We start from the raw sequence: 24480 nt of genomic DNA on the forward strand, positions 1-24480 counted from the left end.
AATACAAAGTGGATGGGATCTCAACTGGAAAAATATTGAACAAACCATAACAGAACGATCATTTCATACTCTATGTTTCCATTAGCTTGACGGCTATGGTACCTGTCCCCATGGCTCTTTCTTATCAAAGTACTTACATTAGCTTAAACTATTAACATGACACTGAAACTACTTATATAAAAAATCTTTATCCATAAACACATAACAAGACGTATCAGCCAAGTCACTTACAAAAAAATCAGGTGAATTAATTAAAAATGGTTTAGTTCATCTGATTTTCTATGAGTATTGTTTACATAACATCAGTCTAGAGATAAATCACGAGAACCGTAAGCGTCCCCGCGATTCAGGTTGATTCCAAGCCCTTGGGGATTAGTTTACGTTGAAATCATGGAATCTCAAACCGTAATTGACACCGCCTCGCAGGTTACTTACTTTAAATCAATTGTGGTTTTATTACTAATAGTTTTCCAATTAATTAGTTTAATGATGTAATCATAAATAAAATCAACAATTGTCATAATTAATAATGATAATACCCAGCATGACATAAATACAATTAAACCAAAGATGACGATATCAAGAATGAATAACTTACTTGATCTGTATAATATTTGTTCCACTATTCCAAGCTTTCCCCACAATATATCTCTTATCATAGGGTGCTCATGTATTAAATAGATCCCAAATACATAACTAGAAGCTACATTAACCACGCTTGCTTTCAGATGAATATTTTTGAAGGCCATAAATAGACTATATGAAGTTAATACTACTAAAGGTGAGTTATAAGAGTACAATCTGCCTATACTACCTGAAACTATATAGTTAGAAATCATGTTAATTAAAGCCATAGCTACAAAAATTATTAACCACTGGAATTTATTATAATCTTTAATTATAAAACCATGAAACCTTATATAAGAAGCTAAAATATAAAGAAAGATAAAATGAAACAATCCGTACCCATTATAAACTCCTAAATTAATATCACTATAAATAAACTGCCAACCACAATTTATTAAGAATAGTAATATTATCAAATTAAAATGGGACTTATGCGTTAAATTTTTAATAACTATATTTATATATGGAGACAGTAAATATAATACTACGTACACTGAAACAAACCAATAACTCCCAAAGAATATTGGGAAAGAAGATGTCAAAAAGGAATTTAATGAGAATTCTGCCAAACTTAAAAACATTAAAACAATGTATATGCCAACTGAAAATGTTAATGTTTCTAAAATTAGCCGAATTACTTTTGACCACTTGAAATTAGAATTACACAAAAAATATCCACTAATTAAAACATAAATGTTTACTGCAATAACTGTACAAGACTTAATTCCATAATAAAAAGCTTGGTTTAATCCCCCAGCAAATTCAGAAACATCAACGTAATTTTCCACTCCATGCAAACAAACATGCCAAACAACTATCATAAACATTGAAATAATGCGCAACACTTCGAAATTAGAATCTCTATTAATTTTTACTTTTGTCAACAAACGTGCCCTCCTAAAGCCTATGATACAAATGTTAAATGCTGTATTCTTCCCTATTCATTAGAGTAAATCACCAAAGTAAAACTCCTAATAGATGCAAAAATTAAACAATAATTTACAAGAAGTTAAAAACCTAAAAAGCAACAATTCTCATATTGATATGTAAGTGTCATTAGGTTTTTAATTTATCGTAAACGGTCTCATTGAAACAACCTGTATTGGCACTATAGAGAAACCATTTCTTTTTCTACAACCTTCTTTAAATAATCTATAACCTTCACCTGAAGATCCTCTCTCTCAAGTGAAAAGTCAATAGTTGCCTTTATAAAACCGAACTTATCTCCTACATCATACCTATCCCCCGTAAACTCATGAGCGATTACTGCTTGAGATTCATTCAAAACCTTAATCGCATCCGTTAATTGCACTTCACCACCGGCACCAGTAGGCAATGTCTCAAGAATCTCAAAAATTTCTGGAGTAAGTACATAACGTCCTAAGATCGCGTAGTTTGAAGGAGCATCTTCAACTGCCGGCTTTTCAACCAATGTCTCAACAGGAAGCGTCCTCTCTTCCAACTCACTACCTTTAGGTGCAATCACACCATACTTTGAAACATCCTGATCGGCTACTTGCTGTACACCAACAACCGAGCTTCTATAGCGATCAAAGACATCCACCAATTGTTTAATACATGGTTTTTCAGAACGGACAATATCGTCACCTAATAAAACCGCAAATGGCTCATCACCGATAAAACGACTAGCACACCCAATCGCATGTCCCAATCCTTTAGGCTCTTTTTGACGAATATAATGAATGTTCGCAAGGTCAGAGATACCCTTCACTTCTTCAAGCATTTTATCCTTCTGCTTCTTTGTTAGTGTCTCTTCTAACTCATAAGACTTATCGAAGTGATCTTCAATTGCTCGTTTTCCACGACCACTTACAATGATGATATCTTCAATTCCTGCAGCTACTGCTTCTTCAACAATATATTGAATCGTTGGCTTGTCTACGATTGGTAGCATTTCTTTTGGTTGTGCTTTTGTAGCTGGTAAAAATCTTGTTCCTAGTCCAGCAGCTGGTATAATCGCCTTTTTCACTTTCATAAGTAAGTCCCCCAATTGTCTTATAAAGAATAAAATCTATGTAACTATTGTTTCATTAGAGTTTTAATATAGCATCGAATATATTAATCTAAACTATTTAAACCCATATCCTCAAAATATTCCCATAAACATAAAAGAAATCCCCCTTATGTAGCAGTGATCACTATTCATATCAACTGTCTACATAGGGGGTGAAATCAAACTTACTGAGTATCCGCAAATCATCTAAAGTTAAGTTTTACGTTCTTCTAATTAGCTAAAATGAATTATTACTTAACGTTATAATAATTCACATACCAATCAGCGAACTGCTGCAGACCTTCTTCAATTGAAGTCTCAGGTTTAAACCCTACTGCTTTCTGTAATGCATTTGTAGAAGCATATGTAGCAGGAACATCACCTGGCTTGATCGGTTCGAAGTCTTTCTTAAACTCAACTTCTCTACCAGTTGCCTTACTCAAACACTTCTCCAACGTTTTAATAAATACCATTAATTTCTCAGGACTATTATTTCCGATATTATAAACCTTGTGTGGCACCTCTTCCGTTGGTGAATTGCTAAGTAATCTCTCAATACCAATGACAATATCATCGATAAACGTAAAGTCACGATAGAGATCCTTGTCAAAATCGCCATTGTTAAACACTTTAATCGATTCACCAGCAAAGTATTTATTCGCAAATCCAAAGTACGCCATATCCGGGCGCCCCATTGGGCCATAGACTGTAAAGAAACGAAGTCCTGTAGCTGGAATGTTGTATAGGTGGCTATATGTATGAGCCATTAACTCATTTGACTTCTTCGTAGAAGCATATAGTGATACCGGATTATCCACAAAATCCGTCTCTTCAAATGGAACTTTTTTATTGGCACCATAAACTGAACTAGAAGATGCATAAACAAGATGATCCACTGGATGATGTCGACATGCCTCAAGAATGTTATAAAAACCAATAACGTTACTTTGAATATAAACATCTGGATTCTCAATTGAATAACGTACGCCGGCTTGTGCCGCTAGATTCACAACGATGTTCGGCTTATATTCTTCAAAAATAGTAGTAATTATATTCTTGTCAGAAATATCTCCTTCTACAAAAGTGAAAGTCTCAAAAGGTGTAAGGTACTCTAGACGAGTATGTTTTAGGTTCACATCGTAGTAGTCATTAATGTTATCAACGCCAACTACTTTACACCCTTGTTCCAGTATTTTTTTAGATAAATAGAATCCAATAAAACCAGCTACTCCAGTCACAAGATAGGTTTTATTAATATCTAGAGGCTTGAAGCTCATTATTTCTCGACTCCTTAGCACTTTCTCTATATACTGGCATTCTACCTATGGAATGGTATTCAACTCCGGCTTCTTTCATTTCATCAACTGGATAAAGGTTTCTACCATCATAGACAAGAGGAGTTCTCATCAAACTCTTATAAGATTCCGGAGTCATGGTTTTAATTTCTCCCCATTCAGTAAAGATAAAGCAAACATTGGAATCTTTTAATGCATCCTCTACACTATCAACATATGTTATGCTGCCTTTTCTATTAGAACCTTCTGGATACAACTTAGCGAAGTTATTTACGCCAACAGGATCAAATGCATAGATATCTGCACCTTGATCTAATAATAAAGGTACGTTTTCAAGTGAGGGCGCTTCTCTTAAGTCATCTGTACCTGGTTTAAAGGTTAATCCTAGTACAGCTACTTTAAGACCGCTAAATGTTATTAGTCGATTACTAGCTTTTTTGTATAGTATTGTTTTCTGATCTGTATTGACATTGATAGCAGACTTCACCGTCCTTAGCTCGTAGCCGTTTTGTCTTGCTAGGTATTCAAGAGCTTTTGTATCTTTAGGAAAGCATGAACCGCCAAAACCGATACCTGCATTTAGAAACTTGCTACCTATTCTTTCATCATAGCTCATTCCTTTTGCTACATCCTGAACGTCTGCACCTACTAATTCACAAAGATTGGCGATGTCATTCATATAAGAAATTTTTAGTGCAAGAAAATCATTTGAAGCATATTTAACCATTTCTGCCGACCTTCTGTTAACAGAAACGATTGGTATGTTAAAAGGCTTATATATGTTAGTTAATAAGTCTTCTGCCCATTTAGTTTCTGTACCAATAATGATTCTTTCAGCATGCAACGTATCATGTACTGCTGAGCCCTGTGCTAAGAATTCTGGATTTGACGCTACTTCTACTTTTACATCATTAACAAGAAAATCATTAATAAACTGCTCAACTTTATCGTTTGTACCCACAGGAACTGTAGATTTCACTACCACCAAACAATCCTTTTCTATGGTTTCAGCAATTTGTCTTGCAACAGTAGCTATATATGAAAGATTTGCAGAACCATCAGATTGTTCTGGAGTTCCTACACCTATAAATATCGCATCTGCATTTTTGTATGCAGAAGAATAATTTGTCGTGTAACTGATTCTTCCTTTTTCATAATTCTTCTGCATTAACTCCTCCAAATCGGTTTCAAAAATTGGTGATACTCCAGACTTCATTAGATTTACTTTATCATCGTCAATATCAACACATGTAACTTCATGACCTACTTCCGCAAAAGATACACCTGCAACTAAGCCAACATAACCAGTTCCGGCTACAGCAATTTTATACATATTTTTCTCCTACCTTTACTGTTTATTCAAATAAGACCAGTAAAAACATTAATGAACTCTCATATTCACCATAAATATCAAGGGAATTACTATTCAACACATTGATTCACAAGTATCTATTTAATTTATCTATTTTCAGCTGATTTACAAAAAAATCATCTATTGATTACCGAACTAAGAATTATATTTTATAAGTAATTAAAAATATACTTGAATATGGAATTAGATTACTGAATGAGGGCTCTTATATATAATCTAAAAGAACCAAGAGGGCCTATTCTTTGATTCATTTGCAATTCTATGGATTGATCCCAAAGTAATCCTGCAGCTATACTTCTATACTTAATATGTACTTTTTTAGGAAGATACACAAAAGCTAAAATTAAACAGTTTCCTTTTTACAGCTTATTTAGTTTCTTTCAAAATCATAACTTTTTAAATGAATCAATGGTTTCAAAAACCCTTTTTGCCCAAACAGATATATCATACTTTTCATAAACCTTTATTTTTTGTTCTTTTAACAATTCTGTTTGCTCTAACACTCTATATGAGTTCTTTATCTTATCAATTAAATCATTTACATTTTCATTTTCAAACCACATACTATGTGGCAATTCTAGTTCTAATTGAGCTGGTATCTTGCTTGCTAGAGTCTTTGTTTCGCAATAAGCAGCTTCAACTAATGAATAACAAAAGCCTTCTTGTCGACTAGCAGATAAGAAGACGTCAGAAACGTGATAATATGTCGCTACATCATCCCTAGGCGGTATTATCTTAATCCAATTAGGGCATTCACCAAAGTGTGCTTTAATGTTTGCAATCAATTTATCAGTATTAGAAGATACGCTAATAAGTAACTCTATATTATATGATAGAGATCTCAGCTGTTCTATAGCTTTTATTGCCAGATCCACTCCCTTAGTATGATAAGCATAACCAAACATTAATATCACCATTGCATTTTCATGCACTCCAAAGTCTTTTTTGTTAATATTTTCGTACTTTTCTAATCTAGAAAAGTCAATCGCATTTTCAACTGTTCTGATTTGCGATTTTTTAATCCCACTGTTTAAAGCACTTAAAGTATTTGCTTTACTACATCCAATAAAATATTTTCCTCGTATTAATTTCTTGAAAATTAAATTCTTCCAAGTATTATATTTGGCAACTTGATTGTGCAAATGAATAATCACCTTAGACTTTAATGCTATACGAGCAATATCAATCATTAATAACATTTTAGATGTATAAAAATGAATATAAATATTATTAATCTGGTGTTCCTTAATTATGAATCTAATTAATTTAATATCTTTAAAAGCTTTTCCACTCAAAAAATATATTTTACATCCTCTTTTTTCCATGTCATGTGTCCAGCCTCTAGATTTTGTTCTAGGAGGAAATAAATATATCATTTCGTTATTATTAAAAACAATTTGCTCCTCTAATTTGGCAATAGAATTTATGAAATTACCACGGTAAGGAGCTCCATAATCAGAATATACTAAGAAATTCTTTTTCATCGGATATTTCACAACTCTTTCGGTTATTATTTTATTCTCCGGAGATCTATTAGCTAAACTTTTTTTTCTTTACTATTGATAATATTTCAACTCGCACAGAAGGAAACAAGTTTATACAGATTAGATAAAAAATAATACATATAAATATCGATAAAATATCCCAGTATACACCACTAGATATCTCTTGTAGTAACATAGCAATTCCAAACATAGCTAAAGAACAAGTGATAGGTATAGCAATGTTTTTCAACATTTCAAAAGGCGACAACCTTATTACAATATATACTAAAATCAAATGAACTAAGACCCCATGTAATCTAACTAGAGAATTAGCATAATACAGTATTTCAAAACTATAATGTGAAGCAATTATTAATGTAGGAATAAGTGCTAACAAATATAAAAACTGAGCCAAAAAAGACAATTTCGGTTTTCCCTTTGACCTGTAAACCTCGCTACAGTATTGACCTAAAATAATTGAGATTGAACTCATCAGTCCCCATATTCCTATAAATCCTGCTGCTTCACTCCATTGACTTCCCAGTAGAATTCTAGTAATCAAATCGCTATACATAAATATCCCTATGCCCATCGGAAAAACAAACAAACCAACTAACCTTTGAAATTTAAAAAACATTCTTTTATATTCTACATCGTCATTTTGTAGGCGTGATAGCACTGAAAACAATACAGAAGTTGTAGCCGATGTTATAATTGCTAATATTTGGTTCACTGTGGTCATTGATGTTAAGTAAATCCCCAAGTAATATGAGTTCAGAGTTTTTCCGACTATAAAAATACCAATATATTGAGTTAGCCAAATAGAAATAGATTCGATTAGACTCCAAATACTAAATGAAAACATTTCTTTAAATATATCGATTTTATAAAACCAATTAGGTTTCCACTTTGATTTTATAGTTAATATAATTGCATTTGAAAGATTTCCACATATTATTCCCGCAACTAACGACCAATAATTGTTAAAGATATAAGCTAGTGGTATTGTTACCACAATTGGAATACATATACCAATTATCCGAACGAAAAATAATGATTTATAATTAAATTCTCTTCTAAAGAGAGCCATTTGAATACTTGAAAAAGAGGTTAATGGTAATGAAACACTACCTATTATTAATACTTGTCCTAATCCTGGATTTCCAACCAAATTTGATATCGGATCACTATAAATAGCAATTATAGCCCACAAAAATACTGAAATTAATAAATTTGACCAAAATGCAACTGTGGTGCTATTGTATAAAGCTTTCTTACTTTTAAAATCGTGTTGTACTATATATTTTTGAAACCCTGCGTCAGTAAACATATCAGCAAAGCTTATAACCATAGTCAATGTCGCTACTACTCCAAATGCTTCCGGAGCAAGCAAACGAGCCAAAATCATATTAGTTATAGGAGTTATTAATTTAGCTATAACTTCTGTTATTGTAGACCATTTAATCGCTCCAGTTATCTTCTCATTAACTTTTTCCATACTTACTTCCTTTTAAAATACTCATTGTTCAATCTATTACAGTAAATTCTTTTTTCTGAGACATTCATTTTGGTAGTATAGTGGACATCTCCCTTGCATTTTCCATAGTAATCATTAATATCCATAATCTTCTTTGCTGGCACACCACATACAACGCTATTACTCTCAATACTCTTGGTAACAATTGAACCTGCACCAATAATTACGTTATTTCCGATACTTACTCCGGGCATTACTATCACTCTCGTACCAATAAAAACATTATCCCCTATAATTACCTTATTTAATTTATCAACCCTTTCGGTGAAATATCCTAAATTATTTAATACCGAAATTCCACCATCATGAGTTAATAATTGAACCTCGCTAGAAAACAAACAATCTCTACCTACTTCAATCAAATACGGTTCTGATCCAAACGCTTTAATACCTGATATTATCCTTGTGTTCTCACCAATTTCCGCACCTTGTTTTATTAAATATTTTCTTTTTTGTTCATAACTTTTACAAAAGAAATTCACTTGAACTTTCTTTGTCAATTTATCTAATAACACTTTTATGTTCATTAATAAACATCCTTATATTAGATTAATGGGAGTATATCATTTTATATTAGGAAGCTTTATCCAACTACCAAGTAGTTCATCATAACCTTTCGGTGAAATTTTCTCGAACCCTGAAGTTGGGCAGAAAGTAATTTCACCAAAATATATTTTTCCATCTATATCATAAAAGTCTATTCTTGAAAAGATCGTATCTTTTGATAATTCCTTGGACAAATCCAACATTTTGCTTAGATTAACTGGTTTTGTAATTTTCGAATGAGAATTATTCACACCTTGAACAATAGGGGTTAAATTCCATTCAGTATCATAAAAATTCAAACTATGATCTGTATATCTATTTTTATGAACTTGAATAAGACGAGGGACTCCATTGAAACACATGATTTTATAGTCATTAAGTTCATTTCCGCTTTTATCAGACATATATTTCTCACATATAATCCTTGGCTTCACAAATTTATACGGCCATTCTCTACCGTAATAATAATAATTCCTGTTTAGACTACTTAATATTTTTTTTCTTGCAGCATCCCAATTTAAATTATTTTTATCTTTACAAACCACAACTCCACCGGAATCATGTGTACACTTTAAGACAAATTGGTTTGGTAGACTATTAATATCTATATCATCAAAATCATCCCAAACTCCAATTAAGGGAATTAAATACTCATCTCCAATAGTTTTTGAAATATACTCACGGACCTCGTATTTGTCAACCATTTTGATGTGCTCAGGATTTCGCTCATAGAGTTTTAGCCACTGCAATTTTTCATTATAAGTTGTCGGATTACCCCAATTTATTTTCTTTCCCATACTCCTCTCATAAAGAAGAGAACAGTAAGCTTTTGTAGGAACTAAATTTTTCAAATATCCAAATCCTGTTTTTTTACTAATCCAATATAGTATTTTTTTCATTGATCTCAACGCCTTTGTATTTACTTCTTACTTGATTTATGTTTGTTAGTTTAATAACTGCTAACAAGTACATAAAGATAGTCAATGGTATTCTCTCAATGTATGATACCCATGCATAATCGATAATTAAAAAGGCAACTTGTATGGAAACAAATAAACAAACAATCTCATATTTCCTGCTAAGCATATAGCCTTTTATTACAGCAATTAAATATGAAATATAGTATAATGTCGTACCAATTATCCCTCCAGTAAATAACATTTCGATGTAATTATTATGAGAATACGTACCTCCAGAATATGGTAAATAAACAAAAGAGCCCAGACCATAACCTTGCCATGGCCTTTCTGTTATATACTCCCATCCTACCTCAATTAATTTTATTCTCGAAAGCATAGAAGCCTCATCTACATTTTCACCTAAGGTATAATTCAATAATTGTTCAACCCTTACTCCTATTGAATTATAAATTATCGGCACATTCATAATTATCAAATATCCAATAAAACTAAAAACCAGTATTAGTAATATATTTCTTGTTCTTTTTCCTGGGTACATTAAATAGATTAATATGACAGAACTTATAACAACCAAAAGTAATCCTTTACGAGTACCGGTCAGAATTATGATACTTGTAAGTATCATAATTCTGACCATATTAATTTTTCTCCCTTTACCTCTTAAATAGAAGTAGAAACACATTACTAAGGCGAGCGAACAAGAAAGTGACAAAATATTACTTTTATCACCTCCAAGTCGACTTGAAAAACCACTTGAAAGTGGTGTGGTTAACAAATTAATAACACCAAAAACTAATGCAGCATTGATAAATAAATTAATCGTACGGTTAACTTTTGCACGCAAAACTAAATAATTGTAAACCAGAAACATAGTTAATATATTTAGAGTTACTGTAGGCAATATCGATATTGAAGTACTATTACTAATTGCGTAATCACTTGTAGCAATAAATAAACTATATATCAGAAAAATCATTATCAGCGGGAAGTAAAAACTACTTCTTATTTTGCCCTTTGACATCATAAGTAGTGCAACGGAAACTGCAAATGAAATTAACCCTAATTGACCAATAATGGTATGCTTAAACATTAGTTCTGTAATCAAATAAATAAAGAAACAACCGTCTGCAAAAAGTTCAACTAATAAACCTTTATTTTTGTTTGCTACATAATTCAAGATATTTCCTCCACTGCTCTATAACTAACTTAGAATCAAATGTTTTTTTTATCTCTAAAGAATTATGACTAAATTTTTCTCCAAGATTAGGGGAGTCTGCAATTTTCTCCATAGCTTTGTACAAAGCTATATGATCATCGACCGGAATTAACAATCCATTATTTTCATTTTCTATTAATTCACCTGGCCCTCCTGAAGGGCAATCTGTAGATACTACTGGGATTCCTACTGCCATAGCTTCTATAAGAACATTTGGTAAGCCTTCATAGTTTGAACTTAGCACAAACATAGATACTCCTTTTATGTTCTCCATAAGTTCTTTAGTACTACCTGGTAAGGAGTATGCGTTTCGAGGTAATAATGAAGCTGCTAGATGATCTAACTCATCTCTTTTTGAACCTTCTCCGTATATCGTTAAAACATAATCAGGGTGAGTTCTATGAAATTCAGCAAATGCCTTAATCAACAATGGGAAATTTTTTTGGTTTTCTAATCTTCCAACGCCTACTACTTCCTTACGTCTCTCACCTTTCCAAGGTTCAGGGACTTGTGAAATATCCAATGGATTTGGTAAAACTACTCCTTTTTGTTTAACTTTTCTGGAAAAATAGGAAGCGGCTTGCTTAGTTTGAAAAATATACCCTGAAGCAAATGGATAAAACAACTTTCGCATAATTCTTTTTATTTTGTTTTGTGGATGAAGCCATGGATTATTTCTTTCAGAAACAACTACTGGTATTTTTAATCCTAACAATGCAATAATTGACCAAACATTAACTTTTTCCGGCATTGCTAATACTATATCAGCATTCTTATATTTAACTGCCTTCCTAAATTTGCGATAAATTGTTAACATATTACTAGATTCATAATTTTTATTATCGGACAATGAATACAATTCAATTCTGTCATCAAGTTTGTAAAAAGAACCTGAATTATATTCAGTCATAATCGTACATTCAAAATTATTCTCTACGAACCAATTTGCCAACTGCGCAATTACACGTTCGCATCCTCCACTTGTCATGTGGTGTGTCATAATAACAATACGTTTCATATTATGTTTTCCTATTCTTTTTTTCTTTATAAAATCGCTCCCAAGCATCTGTAACCTCTTCTTCTCGAGAAGTAAACTTCTTCATGTCACTTGAAATTCTTCTTTTAAGATAATCATCATAAGTCCCAATTACACGGGCTGGATTTCCTGCAACAATAACTCCCTTTGGTACATCTTTGGTAACAATTGCTCCTGCTCCCACAATAGCATTTGGACCAATACGAACATTAGGCATTATTGTAGCTCCACTCCCAATTATTGAATTATCCATTATTTCAATGCATCCCAAGTTCGAGTTAAAATCAACTTTTTTCTCTATATTGCTAAATACTAGTCTAAATACATCATGAGTAATAAATTGTACATTTGAAGCAACAGATATATTGTTATGTAAGATAATTAACTCTGGATCTGCAGGCAATATTCTTGGTTGAAATGCAATGTTACTACCGCATTTTTTGAATATACCTTTCTCCATAACCCATTTAGACCTTTTAGCTCCTCCCCATATTAAGGCAAAACGTAATTTAAATAGAAATTTTTTAAATAGTACAAGTTGATTATCCCTTTTCATAGACACGCCTCCTAATCATTTTCTCTAAATCCTTATCAAGGTTATCGGAAAGATACAATTTCTTAAGAATTTTCGCGTTATTATTTATACTGAAACCAGAATCAACTAAATTTTTGTGTATCTGGTCTTTATTGTTGTTTCGATTATAAAGGATACTAGAATTAATTTTTTTTGCCCATTTTTCCGCGGAGAGATCGAGAGACATAAATTCTACTAATTCAGTTATTTTTGATTCTTTTGAAACTGTATCTGCTACATAGCAAGGTAATCCAGAAGCTTGGGATTCAATTAATGTCAAGGGCAACCCTTCGTATTTCGATGGCATGACTAATATGTCCATCGCCTGCATAAAATGAGATGTTTCTAATGTGGCTCCAGTGAATTTCACAACGTCTACCAGTCCCAATGATTTCACTTTTTTTTCAATATCTGGTCTTAAAGAGCCATCCCCCAGTAAAATCAAACGATAATCCTTATCAATTTTATAAAGTTGTTGAAAGATATCTATTAAAAAGTCATGGTTTTTTTGAAGAGTAAAATGTCCAATATGTCCTATTACTTTTTTATTAGTTAGTCCATACTTTTTTCGATATTCAGCTCTCACATTAGTATCGAACATAAAATTCTCCACATCTATACCGTTGTTTATCACACTAAATTTTTCACCTTCATATAACCAGTTCCCTGCTTTTTCACCACAAGCAAATCCATGGGTATAATTCTTGTTAAACATCCTTCTTAATATCCTATGTGCTACTCGATGTTTACAAGTACTATTATGACTATGGGGTATACGTACTCTTGCACCACCTTTATTTGCAGCATACATTTCTAATGCAAGAGTACAACTGTTTCCATGAGCATGAACAATCTCATAATTATTTTCCCTAATTAAATCTGTTAACCAATTCACATATGAAATAGGGCTTTTATTTCTTCCTCTAAATTCATAAACATTACTACCTGATGAATGGATTTCATTTTTCAAGTCACTTCTTATATGATTTTGTATAACAAAGTCCATCTGTAAATCTGTTCTATCTAGTGCTCTAAAATAATTCATAATAACGTTAGTAATACCATTGAATCCAAAATCTATAGTTGTAATCATTAAAATCTTAACTCGTTTAGTTTCCAAAATAATCACTCCACTGATTAGTGGTATATAAACAATAATATACTGTTATATCCGATAATCTTAACTTAAGAATTTCTTAGCTGAATTTATTCAAAATAACTTAATAGTTAAAAATATTAATGTTTTTCATCAATAAAATCATTAATGATGTTTATCACTCTTGAGGGTTTATTATAAGTTTTAATTATAGGATTACTTTCAAATGACTTAATACCATCTAGTAAATCTTCAATATTATTTACACACCTCAAATATCCTTCTTTTTCCATCAAACTTGCCACTTGAGTTTGGTGATCATCTATATGTTCGTTATATTTTGCTAACCGTGGAACAGCCAAAAGTTGTTTTTCCATCTTTAAAGCTCCAATTAGTGCTCCAGTTCCACCATGAGACACAACCAAATCAGCATTTCGCTGGCATTCTTTAAATTCAATTACTGACATAAATCGTTTATAATTATAGTGTTTTGGGATATACGAAGACTGACCAATTTGCGCAAAAACTTCGTCAGTTATAGAACCTTCGGCAATTAACTCATCAAGTTTTATAAGAAGACGATTAAATTGATATTCCCTTGATCCTACACATACAAATATCAATAAATACTCCCCCCATAAATAGCTTTAGGATAGATGTCTTTTAAAGGTTCCCACTGAACGATAAATAAATCAGCATATTTGTACATCAATCTCCCTGCTCTGGTTCCATCATAAACCCTAGCAAAGGTTTCTATATAAATTAGTTTTTTTCCGAAAATCTTTGCCAAAAAAGCCATTGGTAACACAATCATAGTTCCAGTAGTAATTACATAATCCGGCCTTTCCTTATACCATATCTTAAGTGTCTTAATTATGTTAACCATCATTTTCAACGGAAAAAGTTTATCTTTTAGTCCTGTTTGAAGTAAAAAATAATCACCTTCTGAAGTATACTCTGCACCCTCAGTCACCCAAAACACGTCGTTTTTTTCGGACAATGGACCTAACATTTTCAATTGTTCATAATGTCCACCAGAAGAAGATATTAAGCATATCTTTTTACGTTTCTGTTCATGTGTTTTTCTCATTTTATTATCCCTTCATCTATTTTTTCTGAAAGTACTATTGATTCCGGCAAATTTCTAATTCGGTAGTCATTTTTATATTCACTTAAATCTTGAGAATAAACCAAGTTACCAAACACCTTATTTATTAGTACTGTATATCTACCAATAAAATTCAATATTGGGTTAAACAACTTGACAAGTCTAACTTTTTTTCCATGGACCTCAGCTATAAGAGCTACCAATTCACTTGTATTAACAAATTCATTATTTTGTGGAAAGAAAACACCACTTTCTTTATTTTGTATCATTAATCGTATGAATTCACATAAGTTATCAATATGAAGCATGCTTCTTTGATTACTTATGTATGGAAATAGTGGTGTTTTTTTTGCTAGTATTGCTAATTTAGGATAATTACCTTTAGATCCTTTACCATAAATCATAGGAGGTCTAATAATCGCAATCCTAAAATTATCATTTTCTAAATTCTTTATCCCTTGTTCTGCAAGTAATTTGCTATTACCATAAAAATTATCTGGACTAGGAAGCGTATATTCATCGATGATATTATTATTAGCTCCATATACTATAATACTGCTCATAAAAACAAACTGACTAACTCCTTCATGTTTCGCTTTTTTTGCAACTTCAATAGTTAAGTCACGATTAACCTTATAATACAATTCTTCCATTTTAGGATCCGAAGAAACGTGAGCAATTCCCGCAACATGAAGTATAGCGTCGTACTTTGAAAAATCACCTTTTTTCCATCCTTCTGTTCTTAGACTAATAGAATCAACTGAATATTGGTTAGGAAAATCCCCTAAATATTTTTCAAAACTAGAACCTATATAACTATTAACACCTGTAATTAGTATTGTCTTCATTTACAAGAGTTCTCCTTTTCATTAATTATAGATCCTGTTCCACCTTCAATAACTCCATCACTCTTAATTACACTTAAAAGGGTGCCCACGAAGCACTTTACATCGAATCCAAACCCAATATTCTCAACATAATATCCATCCAGCTTAGATTTCATTTCAATTGAAAGTTCATCTCTCCCATTAATCTGCGCCCATCCAGTCAAACCAGGAGGCACTTCATTAGCCCCATACTTATCACGTTCTTCAATTAGATCATACTGATTCCAAAGCGCAGGACGAGGTCCAATCACCGACATCTGACCAGCAAAAATATTAAAGATCTGCGGAAGTTCATCTAAACTAGTCTTCCTCATAAACTTTCCAACTTTAGTAATATACTGTTCCGGATTCTCTAGTAAGTGAGTAGGAGTGTCCTTAGGCGTATCAATTCTCATCGTACGGAACTTTAATATATTAAAATGATTCTTATGGATACAAACACGTTTTTGTTTAAAGAGAACAGGACCTTTTGATTCTAATTTAATTGCAATAATTAAAACGATAAAAACCGGTGATAATATCACAATTCCTAATGAAGAAAGAACAATATCCATTACTCTCTTAACCTTCATATACATAATTAACTCTCCTTCTAAGTCAGTTAGTTGGGTAGTTGCTAGTTCTAAGATAGTTTTCTATCAATCTAGCAACTAACCAAGTAACCCACTATTTTGTCTATCATTAAATTACACTTAACTTCTCATTGTTATAGGTGTTAAGTACATGAATCTGAATGTACTCAACACCTACATATAATAACTAGATGAAAATCAGTAAGAGTAGTTTACTTCGCATATAACAGTTGATTTTGCGCTTCCACCCTATTATGAGCAATATCCAAAACCATCTCACGAACATCCAGCTTGTCCAAGCTTTCAAATTGCCCTACAAAGTTCATCACAATATCTAGGTCTGCATTGATAGACTTCCCAACATAAATCTTAGGATAAATCTGCTCATCATGAACCTCATCTTTCCCAAGAAGCTCCTCAAACAACTTCTCACCAGGCCTCACACCCGCAAACTTTATCCCAATCTCATCAATCGAGAAACCGGATAGTTTAATGAGGTTCTCCGCAAGATCGACAATCTTAACCGGCTCACCCATATCAAGCACAAAAATCTCTCCGCCTCGTGCCATAGCACCAGCTTGAATCACAAGCCTCGATGCTTCCGGAATTGTCATAAAGTAACGAACCATATCCGGGTGCGTAACCGTAACTGGTCCACCTGCTTGAATTTGCTTCTTAAACAGCGGAATCACGCTTCCTCGACTGCCAAGTACATTTCCGAAACGAACCGCGACAAATCGAGTAGCGCTAATTTGATCCATCTGCTGAACAATCATTTCCGCAAGACGTTTCGTTGCACCCATCACGCTCGTTGGGTTAACGGCTTTATCCGTTGATACCATTACAAACGTATCAACATCGGCATCACTTGCTGCTTCAGCGACATTTTTAGTCCCAATCACGTTATTTTTCACTGATTCGTGCGGATTTGCTTCCATTAAAGGCACGTGTTTATGAGCAGCTGCATGATACACCACATTTGGACGATGAAGGTTCATCACTTCACCAATGCGTTCGCGATCCTGTACATCTGCGATCACCGGAATGAAGGTAATGGTATCTCCGTATGTATTTCGAAGTTCCATTTCAATCGTATAAATGCTGTTCTCACCATGACCGAGTAACACAACTTGATCTGGATTGAATTTGGAAACCTGGCGACAAATTTCTGAGCCAATTGAGCCTCCAGCACCTGTCACAAGAACGGTTTTTCCTGTGAGCGTTTCTGCGATGTTTTCTGTATCCAATTTAATCGGTTCACGACCTAGTAGATCTTCTACCTTCACATCTCGGAAACTATTAATCGATACTTTACCTGTCATCAAGTCCTCAATCATTGGGATGATTTGCGTCTTTGCATTTGTCTTTGAACATTCTTCATAGATGCGTTTCATTTCAACTTTGGAAAGAGACGGAATCGCGATAACGATTGTATCAATTTCAAGTTGCTTGACTTGTTCCACAATGTCTTCCGTTGGCCCAAGAACAGGAACGCCCATGATCTCTAAATTCTGCTTTCGAATGTCATCATCAATAAATCCAATTGGGTTCAAATCGGAATCGACACTCTGCCTTAACTGACGGACAATCATCATACCGGCTGATCCAGCGCCTACAACGAGCACGCGTTTCTTTTTATTCTTCGTATTCATATATGTATCACGAAACATTCTCCAAGCAAAGCGCGATCCACCGATTAACAACATATGTAGCATCCATGAGATCGAGAGAGCACGGAAGTAGATATCCTGAAGCAAGATAAATTGAGCTAATGCTGCAAGAATGACGGAGAATGTGACAACTTTAAAAATAACAACGAGCTCACCGATACTCGCATACTGCCAGGCTCTCTTGTATAACTTGTAAGAATAAGAGAAGAAATGATGTCCTAATAGTAGGACAATTGAGCTCGCAATAATCGGCTTGGATGTCAGAAAATGATTGTAATTGAGAAGGAACGAACTAATGAAGATAGCAAAAGCAACAATCAATGAGTCAATCACAATTAGATACGATAACCGTTTACCATAGGTCATTTACTTGCACCTCATTTCTGATTTCGTCATTCGCTCTTCAATTGATCTGTTTAGGAGCCCTTGAATTTCTAGTAGCTTTTGATCCGGTGCATCTTGCTTAATATAACGAATGGCTTTTCGAATCGACTTTGGTAACTGATCCGTCCCCTTCATGCAACCACTCCCCTTTTAATAAAACCGCTTACCAGTATCTTTGGTCTTGCGTCTTTAGTCACGGTCTTTTTCTAAAAAAATACTCCTATCTAGAAGTATTTGGCTATCTACTTTTGTGCGTAATAGTAATAATAGCTACCATCTTTCATTTTCTTTCTATTAAGAACTACACCGAGTAGCTTTCCCTTAGCTGACTGGAGTCGCTCCTTTGACTTAACCGCAGCATCTCTTTCTGTCGTTCCACTACTAATCACAAGCACCGTTCCCTGAACTTTATTTGCAAGTATTTGTGAGTCAGCCACCGCAAGTACCGGAGGACAGTCGAAGAGTATAATGTCATAGTGCGTAAGTGCCTCTTCAATCAAGTTATCCATCGCTTTTGAGCCAAGAAGTTCAGAAGGGTTTGGTGGTACCGGACCACTTGTTAGCACTTCTAGATTTGGAACTTCTGTTTCTAGCGTCACTTCGGTTAACTCAGCCTGACGGGTAAGGACATTTGTAAGTCCCCTCGTATTCATGACTCGGAACGTATAGTGAACGGTTGGTTTACGAAGATCCGTATCTGCGATTAGAACTCGTTTGCCTTGCTGAGCTAACACAACACCAAGGTTTGCAATGGTTGTAGATTTCCCTTCCATTGGGCCAGCAGATGTAACCATAATTGTACGGATTTCTTCTTCTACTCCTGCGAATTGAATATTTGTTCGGATCGTTCGATACTGCTCAGCAATTGGCGACTTTGGGTTTTGATGCGTGAGTAGACTTCTTTCTTTACTAACACTAATCGCGCTTCTATCTTTACGACTCAACGGCTTCACCTCTTACTGACTTTTTTGACTTTTTCTTAGAAATGCCGGCTTCTTTATCTTCAATAACGGCAATCGTACCGAGTACAGGAAGACCAAGAACATTTTCTATATCTTCTTCGTTTTTAATCGTGTTATCCAGGTATTCAAGTAAGAAGGCTAGTCCAACTCCGACCATTAAGCCAACAACGAGTGCAATCGCCATGTTAAGGACTGGGTTAGGATTAACTGGTGACGGTGTTCCTTCGAATCCTGCTTTTGAAAGAATACTAACGTTATCGGTGTTATAAAGTGCCTTAACTTGTTTTTCAAATACACTTGTGGTCGTATTCGCAATATCTACTGCTAGCTCTGGATCAGGATCTTTAACAGATATAAGAACTACTTGTGAATTTTGAGCGTTACTAACTGTAATTTTACTTTCTATAGCACCTGTCGATAATTCCAGATCCAATTCATTCTTCACTTCATCAAGAATTTTAGGACTTTTAATAAGGACGCTATATGTATTTATGAGTGCTACGTCTGTGTTAATTTGATTTTGATCGATTGTATTTTCGGAACTTTTATTTTGATTCACAAGAATTTGGGTTGAAGTTTCATAAATTGGGGTAAGAAAGAAATAAGAGACAACACCGCTTGTTGCTGTGGCGAGTAGAGTAATAAGTAGGATAAGTATTAGGCGTTTTTTCAATACTTCAAAAATTTCTTTTAAACTAATAGTTTCTTCCATGGATGCCTCCAACGCATTCGTAATTTATTTTAATACAGAAAGAATTACAAGTTTTACTATAACACAGAAAATCAGTTAAATTTAGCCTTTTTTTTACGTTAAAACTATTAATTATGCAAATAGTAAGATAGGTACACAGAATCATGTCGAACGCTGTCGAAGAAAACGTTTTCTTTACAAAAATAACACGAAATTTCTCTATAAAAAAATCCGCTCATTTTGTTTGAGCGGATTTTCTCGTTCTAAAAGAGACCGAGTACTTTCTTCTTTTTAATTCGCTCTGGTATCTCTTTGTCGATCATTTTCCCTTTAATCATTTCCTCCGGATTCTCCTGCAATAGATAACGTATCTCCATTCCGAGCTCATACTCCACTGTCTCATATGCCTGCCTTAACTCGAATGGACGTGTTGTTGTGTTGTGTGAGTCGGATGCGATGAAGTGAGCAAGATTGTGAGATAGTAAATCTAAGGAAAACTTCTTAATTTTCTTTCCCATACTGCCTGTGACGCTAGAAGCGGTTACCTGACTAAGCGCGCCTTCCTTAATAAGCTGGTACAGTTTCGATGGGTTCTCCATGATTTCTCGGTTACGTTCCGGATGGACAATGATGGGAACAATTCCTTTGAGCTGGAGGTCAAACAGCAGCTTGTTTGCATAGCGCGGGAGGTGGCTAGATGGAAACTCTACTAATAAGTAGACGCCTGAATTATTAACCGTTAATAAATCAATATCCAGATCCTCTACCATTTCGCCATATAGCCGCACCTCTTGACCAGGAAGAATGTTAAGATCAATTCCTTCTCTTGCCAATTCTTTATTTAAAAGATTCACTTCCGTTACGATCGACTGTAGATTGTTATCAAAGCTTCCATTCTTATGGTGAGGGGTAGCGACGATTTGAGTGATACCTTGCGAAACAGCCTGTCTTGCCATTTCTAGACTATCATTTGTATTGGCAGCCCCATCATCTAGTCCAGGTAGGATATGACAATGAATATCAATCATACTCGCATTCTCCTTTCGTATTCAGTCTCAACAGTTCAATATGCACGCCTGTTCTTTTTGAAGAACATTTAATTGCCTATTATGTTACCATATTATGTCTCTTTATGCCTACAGAAAAATGAGTTTGTTGGTAGGTATTTACTTTACAAAATAGTTCGACTTATAATGGAATTTAGACTATCACAGATCGCGTCATGACTACTACTCTATGGAAAGCTGGAATGTAAATGAAGAAATTTCTTATCATTGTTGGCGTTATCGCTGGCGTCCTGTTGCTTGCCGGCGGAGGTTACGCCTATTATTTATACTCTACTGTGAAAGACACAGCGAGCGATATGCATGAACCGATCAGCCGCGAAACGTCAACTCTACGAACGGAGAAAATAGACACAAAAAAGAAAGATCCGATTTCGATTCTCTTAATGGGTGTTGATGAACGAGAGAACGATCAAGGTCGCTCAGATACGATGATTATGATTACTCTGAATCCTAACAAAGATTCGATGATGATGTTCAACATCCCTCGTGACACACGAACTGAAATCATTGGACGGGGGACTGTTGAGAAAATGAACCATGCTTATGCCTATGGCGGCGTTGAAATGGCGATGGATACAGTCGAGAATTTCCTAGATGTTCCGATTGACTATTACTTTAAGGTTAACATGGAAGCGTTCGAAGATGTTGTATCTGCTTTAAACGGGGTTACCGTTGATAACCCATTTGCGTTTGATTATGACGGCTACTCCTTCCCAGCTGGTCAAGTGGAATTAAATGCAGAAGAAGCCCTTGCCTTTTCTCGCATGCGCTATGAAGATCCGAAGGGTGATCTTGGTCGTAATGACCGCCAGCGTGAGATTATTAAGGCGATTATCGACGAAGGCGCAAGCGTTGGAAGCATTAATAAGATCGATGAACTGCTCGCAGCCGTCGGTACAAACGTGAAGACAAACATGACGTTTGAAGAAATGAATAATATTTTCAAGAATTACAAAGGCGCTCGTAAAGATATGGAAACCTTTGAAATTGAAGGACACGGCGAGATGATCGATAATCTCTGGTATTACATTGTTTCAGATCAAGAGAGACAGTCCATTACGCAGAAGTTGAAGAATCATCTTGAGATAAGCTAAAAATGAACAAGGCCTCTCCCATCGTGGGAGAGGCCTTGTTCATGTCTCATTCTGTTTCCAGTTTTGTGGATGGCTGCATGTTCTTTGTTAAGATATTTCTAATTTGTTCAATGTATGGCTTCGCTTCACCAGGCTGCCTCTGTTCTTTTTCGACCCGCTGCACAAATTCCTGCAGCTCTCCCCACATCGGGTTTTGTTTCTCTTTCCCTTTCATTTCAAATCCTCCGTCTTTAATCTAGTAAACTATTTTGAGAGTATACCACCGTATTCAAGTAATTTCCATATTATTTTTGTAAACTTTCAGTAAATTCACTTTTCCCTTAGATTATTAATCTATTAATATGCTTGTTTTGGTATAGATGTACCCGAATGTGGATATACTAAACAATAGAGTTTAAATGCAAGATCTAGCAAAAGAAGTTGAGTTCTGTTTCATAGAACGACAGTGTTTGATAACGCTATGAATTATAATAGAAGAAAGTCACCCTGCTTCAACTGGATGAATTTCTTCGTACTTTAAAGGATCCTACTTCTGTAAAGATTTAAAGTATAAGAAAACCTTGAGATTTCGCTAGATTGCGGTAAGCCAAGGGACTCTAAAAGGGGTTGAGCATATGCACTACCATGAAGAAGGCAACTTCGCTAAAGGAATGGTATGGGGCGTCTCACTAAGCATTCCTCTCTGGATCGCCATATTTGGGTGGGCTAAGCTGGTTATGAGAATGGTAAGTTGATATAGAGATAGTAAGAAGGACAGCTCGTGGTTGAGCTGTCCTTCTTTTTGTTATTGGCGTGTTCTATTGTGGTAGAAACAACGAAATAATCTCATCCTCTAATTTCGGATCCGCAGATAATAGGGAATGTATTCGGTTGGTTACACCCGTAGTAATCTAATCGGGGTTCAAACCAATGTCTGATCCCTAAGTTATTTATTCAAATAACATTCTAATATCGTCTTCTACGCCCTCACCCACCGCGCTTTTCCCACCAAGAATGGTGTAAAGCGTTGTTTCTTTATCTTGGAAAAGGTTAGCCGCTGGAGTAGGCAAGCTGTCTTTTCTCGTTAACACAACTGGCATGTCCCAATATGCTGCATGTACAGAACCTGTTAATGCGTCAGCAAAGCCCTGACCTGTTGTAAGTGCTACAGCTTCTGCCGGTAGATCAAGCTTATTTACTACTTGGACAGATGTTTCATAGCGGTCCGATCCTGCAATACGCTTTCGGTTTGGAAGTTTCTTGTAAACAGCATCACTAATAACGGATGTGCCACCAATCGCATACGTATTGTTGTAGTTCTCCAATGCTTTTGCTGTTTCAGCAGGAAGCTCTTTTGTTTTCGTTAGAAGAATTGGGCTACCTTGAGAAGCAGCGATAGATGCTACTGATAGCGCATCCGGGAAATTGCCACCGTATGTTACGAATGCTGTGTCATTCAAGGATGGATCAAGTTCACCGGCGATTTTTGCTGCTGTATCGTAGCGATTATCTCCAGCGATGCGGCTGAACGTGATGTTCATTTTCTTAAGTTGATTTTCAACCTCTTTCGATACAGCCGTTTGTCCACCTAGAATGGTTACGTGTTCAACGCCAAAGTAGCTGAGCGCTTTTTTCACAGAATCAGGAATTGATTTTGTCTTGGTTAGAAGAATTGGTGCATCCATTTGATAAGCAAGAGGCGCTCCTGCAAGGGCATCAGGAAAGTCGAGTCCTGTTGCGAGAACCACTTCAGGTGCATCTCCTTTACCATAACGATATGTGGCAATTTCAACTGCTGTTTCGTAGCGATCTATTCCTGCCATACGAGTGATTATTGGTATACCAGTGTGGGCATATGATGAGAAGTGATATTCCACTCCATTGTTTTTATTGTCTAGGTCGTAAATAGCGTAGTAGTAGGTTCCAGGTGGAAGATCTTCGGTTTCAGCATCGTATCCAGACTCATTATCCACATAATCTGGTGTGATCTTCTTATGTGAGCTGTTGTAAATATCCACTTGGAGATTCAGAGAAGATTCTTCTTCATGTGTATCTGCACTTAAGTGTAGATACACATTGTAATCCTCTTCGATGACTACTTTATAATAATCTTTGTCATCGCTCGTTAATTTCCCACTGACGGTATCGCCATTATTCAGGAGATTTGCCTGAGCAAAACTATTGTTTGGTTCTGTCTCATAAAGAAAATCTACATTATTACCGTTCATTGTGTTGGCTGAAGCAACAGGACCACCAATTAAGCTTCCTGCAAGGATTACTATAGCTAACAATCCGAATGCTTTTCTCATTCTTTTCCCCCTTTAAGCAAATTAGAATAAGGGATCAGAC

24 protein-coding genes are annotated in these 24480 nt (G+C 34.8%); 1 reads left to right on the forward strand and 23 read right to left on the reverse strand.

Features of this window, described 5'->3' with window-relative positions:
- Positions 1–431: 431 nt before the first annotated feature.
- The 21 genes from JI666_RS15890 to JI666_RS15990 form a co-directional block, all read right to left on the reverse strand.
- Entirely contained in the window at positions 432–1511 is a 1080-nt protein-coding gene (locus JI666_RS15890) for an acyltransferase (RefSeq protein ID WP_206893597.1), read from the reverse strand.
- Between the two features lie 224 nt (positions 1512–1735).
- Positions 1736–2623, reverse strand: coding sequence for a UTP--glucose-1-phosphate uridylyltransferase GalU (gene galU, locus JI666_RS15895; RefSeq protein WP_206893598.1), 888 nt, complete (start codon positions 2621–2623; stop codon positions 1736–1738).
- Between the two features lie 269 nt (positions 2624–2892).
- On the reverse strand, positions 2893–3918 hold the full coding sequence (locus tag JI666_RS15900) for a GDP-mannose 4,6-dehydratase (RefSeq protein WP_206893600.1): 1026 nt from the start codon (positions 3916–3918) through the stop codon (positions 2893–2895).
- Positions 3893–5269, reverse strand: coding sequence for a UDP-glucose dehydrogenase family protein (locus JI666_RS15905; protein WP_206893602.1), 1377 nt, complete (start codon positions 5267–5269; stop codon positions 3893–3895). Before JI666_RS15905 ends, JI666_RS15900 begins: the two co-directional genes overlap by 26 nt.
- Before the next feature lie 425 nt (positions 5270–5694).
- Positions 5695–6792 carry a glycosyltransferase family 4 protein gene (locus JI666_RS15910; protein WP_206893603.1) on the reverse strand — a complete coding sequence of 366 codons (1098 nt, stop codon included), beginning with the start codon at positions 6790–6792 and terminating at the stop codon, positions 5695–5697.
- A 49-nt stretch (positions 6793–6841) separates the two neighbouring features.
- Positions 6842–8290, reverse strand: coding sequence for a lipopolysaccharide biosynthesis protein (locus JI666_RS15915; protein WP_206893605.1), 1449 nt, complete (start codon positions 8288–8290; stop codon positions 6842–6844).
- A 2-nt stretch (positions 8291–8292) separates the two neighbouring features.
- Positions 8293–8856, reverse strand: a complete 564-nt coding sequence (locus JI666_RS15920; RefSeq protein WP_206893607.1) for an acyltransferase — start codon at positions 8854–8856, stop codon at positions 8293–8295.
- A gap of 36 nt (positions 8857–8892) precedes the next feature.
- Positions 8893–9774 carry an ATP-grasp fold amidoligase family protein gene (locus tag JI666_RS15925; RefSeq protein WP_206893608.1) on the reverse strand — a complete coding sequence of 294 codons (882 nt, stop codon included), beginning with the start codon at positions 9772–9774 and terminating at the stop codon, positions 8893–8895.
- A complete protein-coding gene (locus JI666_RS15930) occupies positions 9749–10972 on the reverse strand; it encodes an O-antigen ligase family protein (protein WP_206893609.1) in 1224 nt (407 codons plus the stop codon). Before JI666_RS15930 ends, JI666_RS15925 begins: the two co-directional genes overlap by 26 nt.
- A complete protein-coding gene (locus JI666_RS15935) occupies positions 10947–12077 on the reverse strand; it encodes a glycosyltransferase family 4 protein (protein ID WP_206893610.1) in 1131 nt (376 codons plus the stop codon). The genes JI666_RS15930 and JI666_RS15935 overlap by 26 nt, the downstream gene beginning before the upstream one ends.
- Positions 12031–12603: an acyltransferase gene (locus tag JI666_RS15940; RefSeq protein WP_206893611.1), complete on the reverse strand. Its 573-nt coding sequence runs from the start codon at positions 12601–12603 to the stop codon at positions 12031–12033. The genes JI666_RS15935 and JI666_RS15940 overlap by 47 nt, the downstream gene beginning before the upstream one ends.
- A complete protein-coding gene (locus tag JI666_RS15945; RefSeq protein WP_206893612.1) occupies positions 12590–13741 on the reverse strand; it encodes a glycosyltransferase family 1 protein in 1152 nt (383 codons plus the stop codon). The genes JI666_RS15940 and JI666_RS15945 overlap by 14 nt, the downstream gene beginning before the upstream one ends.
- 116 nt (positions 13742–13857) lie before the next feature.
- Complete coding sequence (gene pssE, locus JI666_RS15950; protein ID WP_206893613.1) at positions 13858–14340, reverse strand: PssE/Cps14G family polysaccharide biosynthesis glycosyltransferase; 483 nt, start codon at positions 14338–14340, stop codon at positions 13858–13860.
- Positions 14337–14807, reverse strand: a complete 471-nt coding sequence (gene pssD / locus JI666_RS15955; protein WP_206893614.1) for a PssD/Cps14F family polysaccharide biosynthesis glycosyltransferase — start codon at positions 14805–14807, stop codon at positions 14337–14339. The genes pssE and pssD overlap by 4 nt, the downstream gene beginning before the upstream one ends.
- The gene (locus JI666_RS15960; protein WP_206893622.1) at positions 14804–15673 is read right to left on the reverse strand and encodes an NAD-dependent epimerase/dehydratase family protein; all 870 of its coding nucleotides are present in this window, start codon (positions 15671–15673) and stop codon (positions 14804–14806) included. The genes pssD and JI666_RS15960 overlap by 4 nt, the downstream gene beginning before the upstream one ends.
- Positions 15670–16290 (reverse strand): sugar transferase, encoded by a 621-nt coding sequence (locus JI666_RS15965; protein ID WP_206893624.1) that lies wholly within the window; start codon positions 16288–16290, stop codon positions 15670–15672. Before JI666_RS15965 ends, JI666_RS15960 begins: the two co-directional genes overlap by 4 nt.
- Positions 16291–16496: 206 nt before the next feature.
- Positions 16497–18320: a polysaccharide biosynthesis protein gene (locus tag JI666_RS15970; protein WP_206893626.1), complete on the reverse strand. Its 1824-nt coding sequence runs from the start codon at positions 18318–18320 to the stop codon at positions 16497–16499.
- Positions 18321–18473, reverse strand: a complete 153-nt coding sequence (locus JI666_RS15975) for a hypothetical protein (protein ID WP_169525286.1) — start codon at positions 18471–18473, stop codon at positions 18321–18323. It abuts the gene before it with no gap.
- A 107-nt stretch (positions 18474–18580) separates the two neighbouring features.
- Positions 18581–19282 carry a CpsD/CapB family tyrosine-protein kinase gene (locus JI666_RS15980; RefSeq protein WP_206893627.1) on the reverse strand — a complete coding sequence of 234 codons (702 nt, stop codon included), beginning with the start codon at positions 19280–19282 and terminating at the stop codon, positions 18581–18583.
- Positions 19272–20012 carry a YveK family protein gene (locus JI666_RS15985; RefSeq protein ID WP_206893628.1) on the reverse strand — a complete coding sequence of 247 codons (741 nt, stop codon included), beginning with the start codon at positions 20010–20012 and terminating at the stop codon, positions 19272–19274. Before JI666_RS15985 ends, JI666_RS15980 begins: the two co-directional genes overlap by 11 nt.
- A 242-nt stretch (positions 20013–20254) precedes the next feature.
- Positions 20255–21019, reverse strand: a complete 765-nt coding sequence (locus JI666_RS15990) for a tyrosine-protein phosphatase (RefSeq protein WP_206893630.1) — start codon at positions 21017–21019, stop codon at positions 20255–20257.
- A 227-nt stretch (positions 21020–21246) separates the two neighbouring features.
- Here JI666_RS15990 and JI666_RS15995 point away from each other — a divergent pair, with 227 nt between their 5' ends.
- Positions 21247–22152 carry an LCP family glycopolymer transferase gene (locus JI666_RS15995; RefSeq protein ID WP_206893631.1) on the forward strand — a complete coding sequence of 302 codons (906 nt, stop codon included), beginning with the start codon at positions 21247–21249 and terminating at the stop codon, positions 22150–22152.
- 46 nt (positions 22153–22198) lie between these two features.
- Here JI666_RS15995 and JI666_RS16000 read toward each other — a convergent pair whose 3' ends face one another.
- The gene (locus tag JI666_RS16000; RefSeq protein WP_206893632.1) at positions 22199–22366 is read right to left on the reverse strand and encodes a hypothetical protein; all 168 of its coding nucleotides are present in this window, start codon (positions 22364–22366) and stop codon (positions 22199–22201) included.
- Between the two features lie 715 nt (positions 22367–23081).
- The gene (locus JI666_RS16005; protein WP_206893637.1) at positions 23082–24440 is read right to left on the reverse strand and encodes a cell wall-binding repeat-containing protein; all 1359 of its coding nucleotides are present in this window, start codon (positions 24438–24440) and stop codon (positions 23082–23084) included.
- Between the last annotated feature and the right edge of the window lie 40 nt (positions 24441–24480).

Source organism: Bacillus sp. NTK071, assembly GCF_017303315.1.
Classification (GTDB): Bacteria; Bacillota; Bacilli; order Bacillales; family Guptibacillaceae; genus Guptibacillus.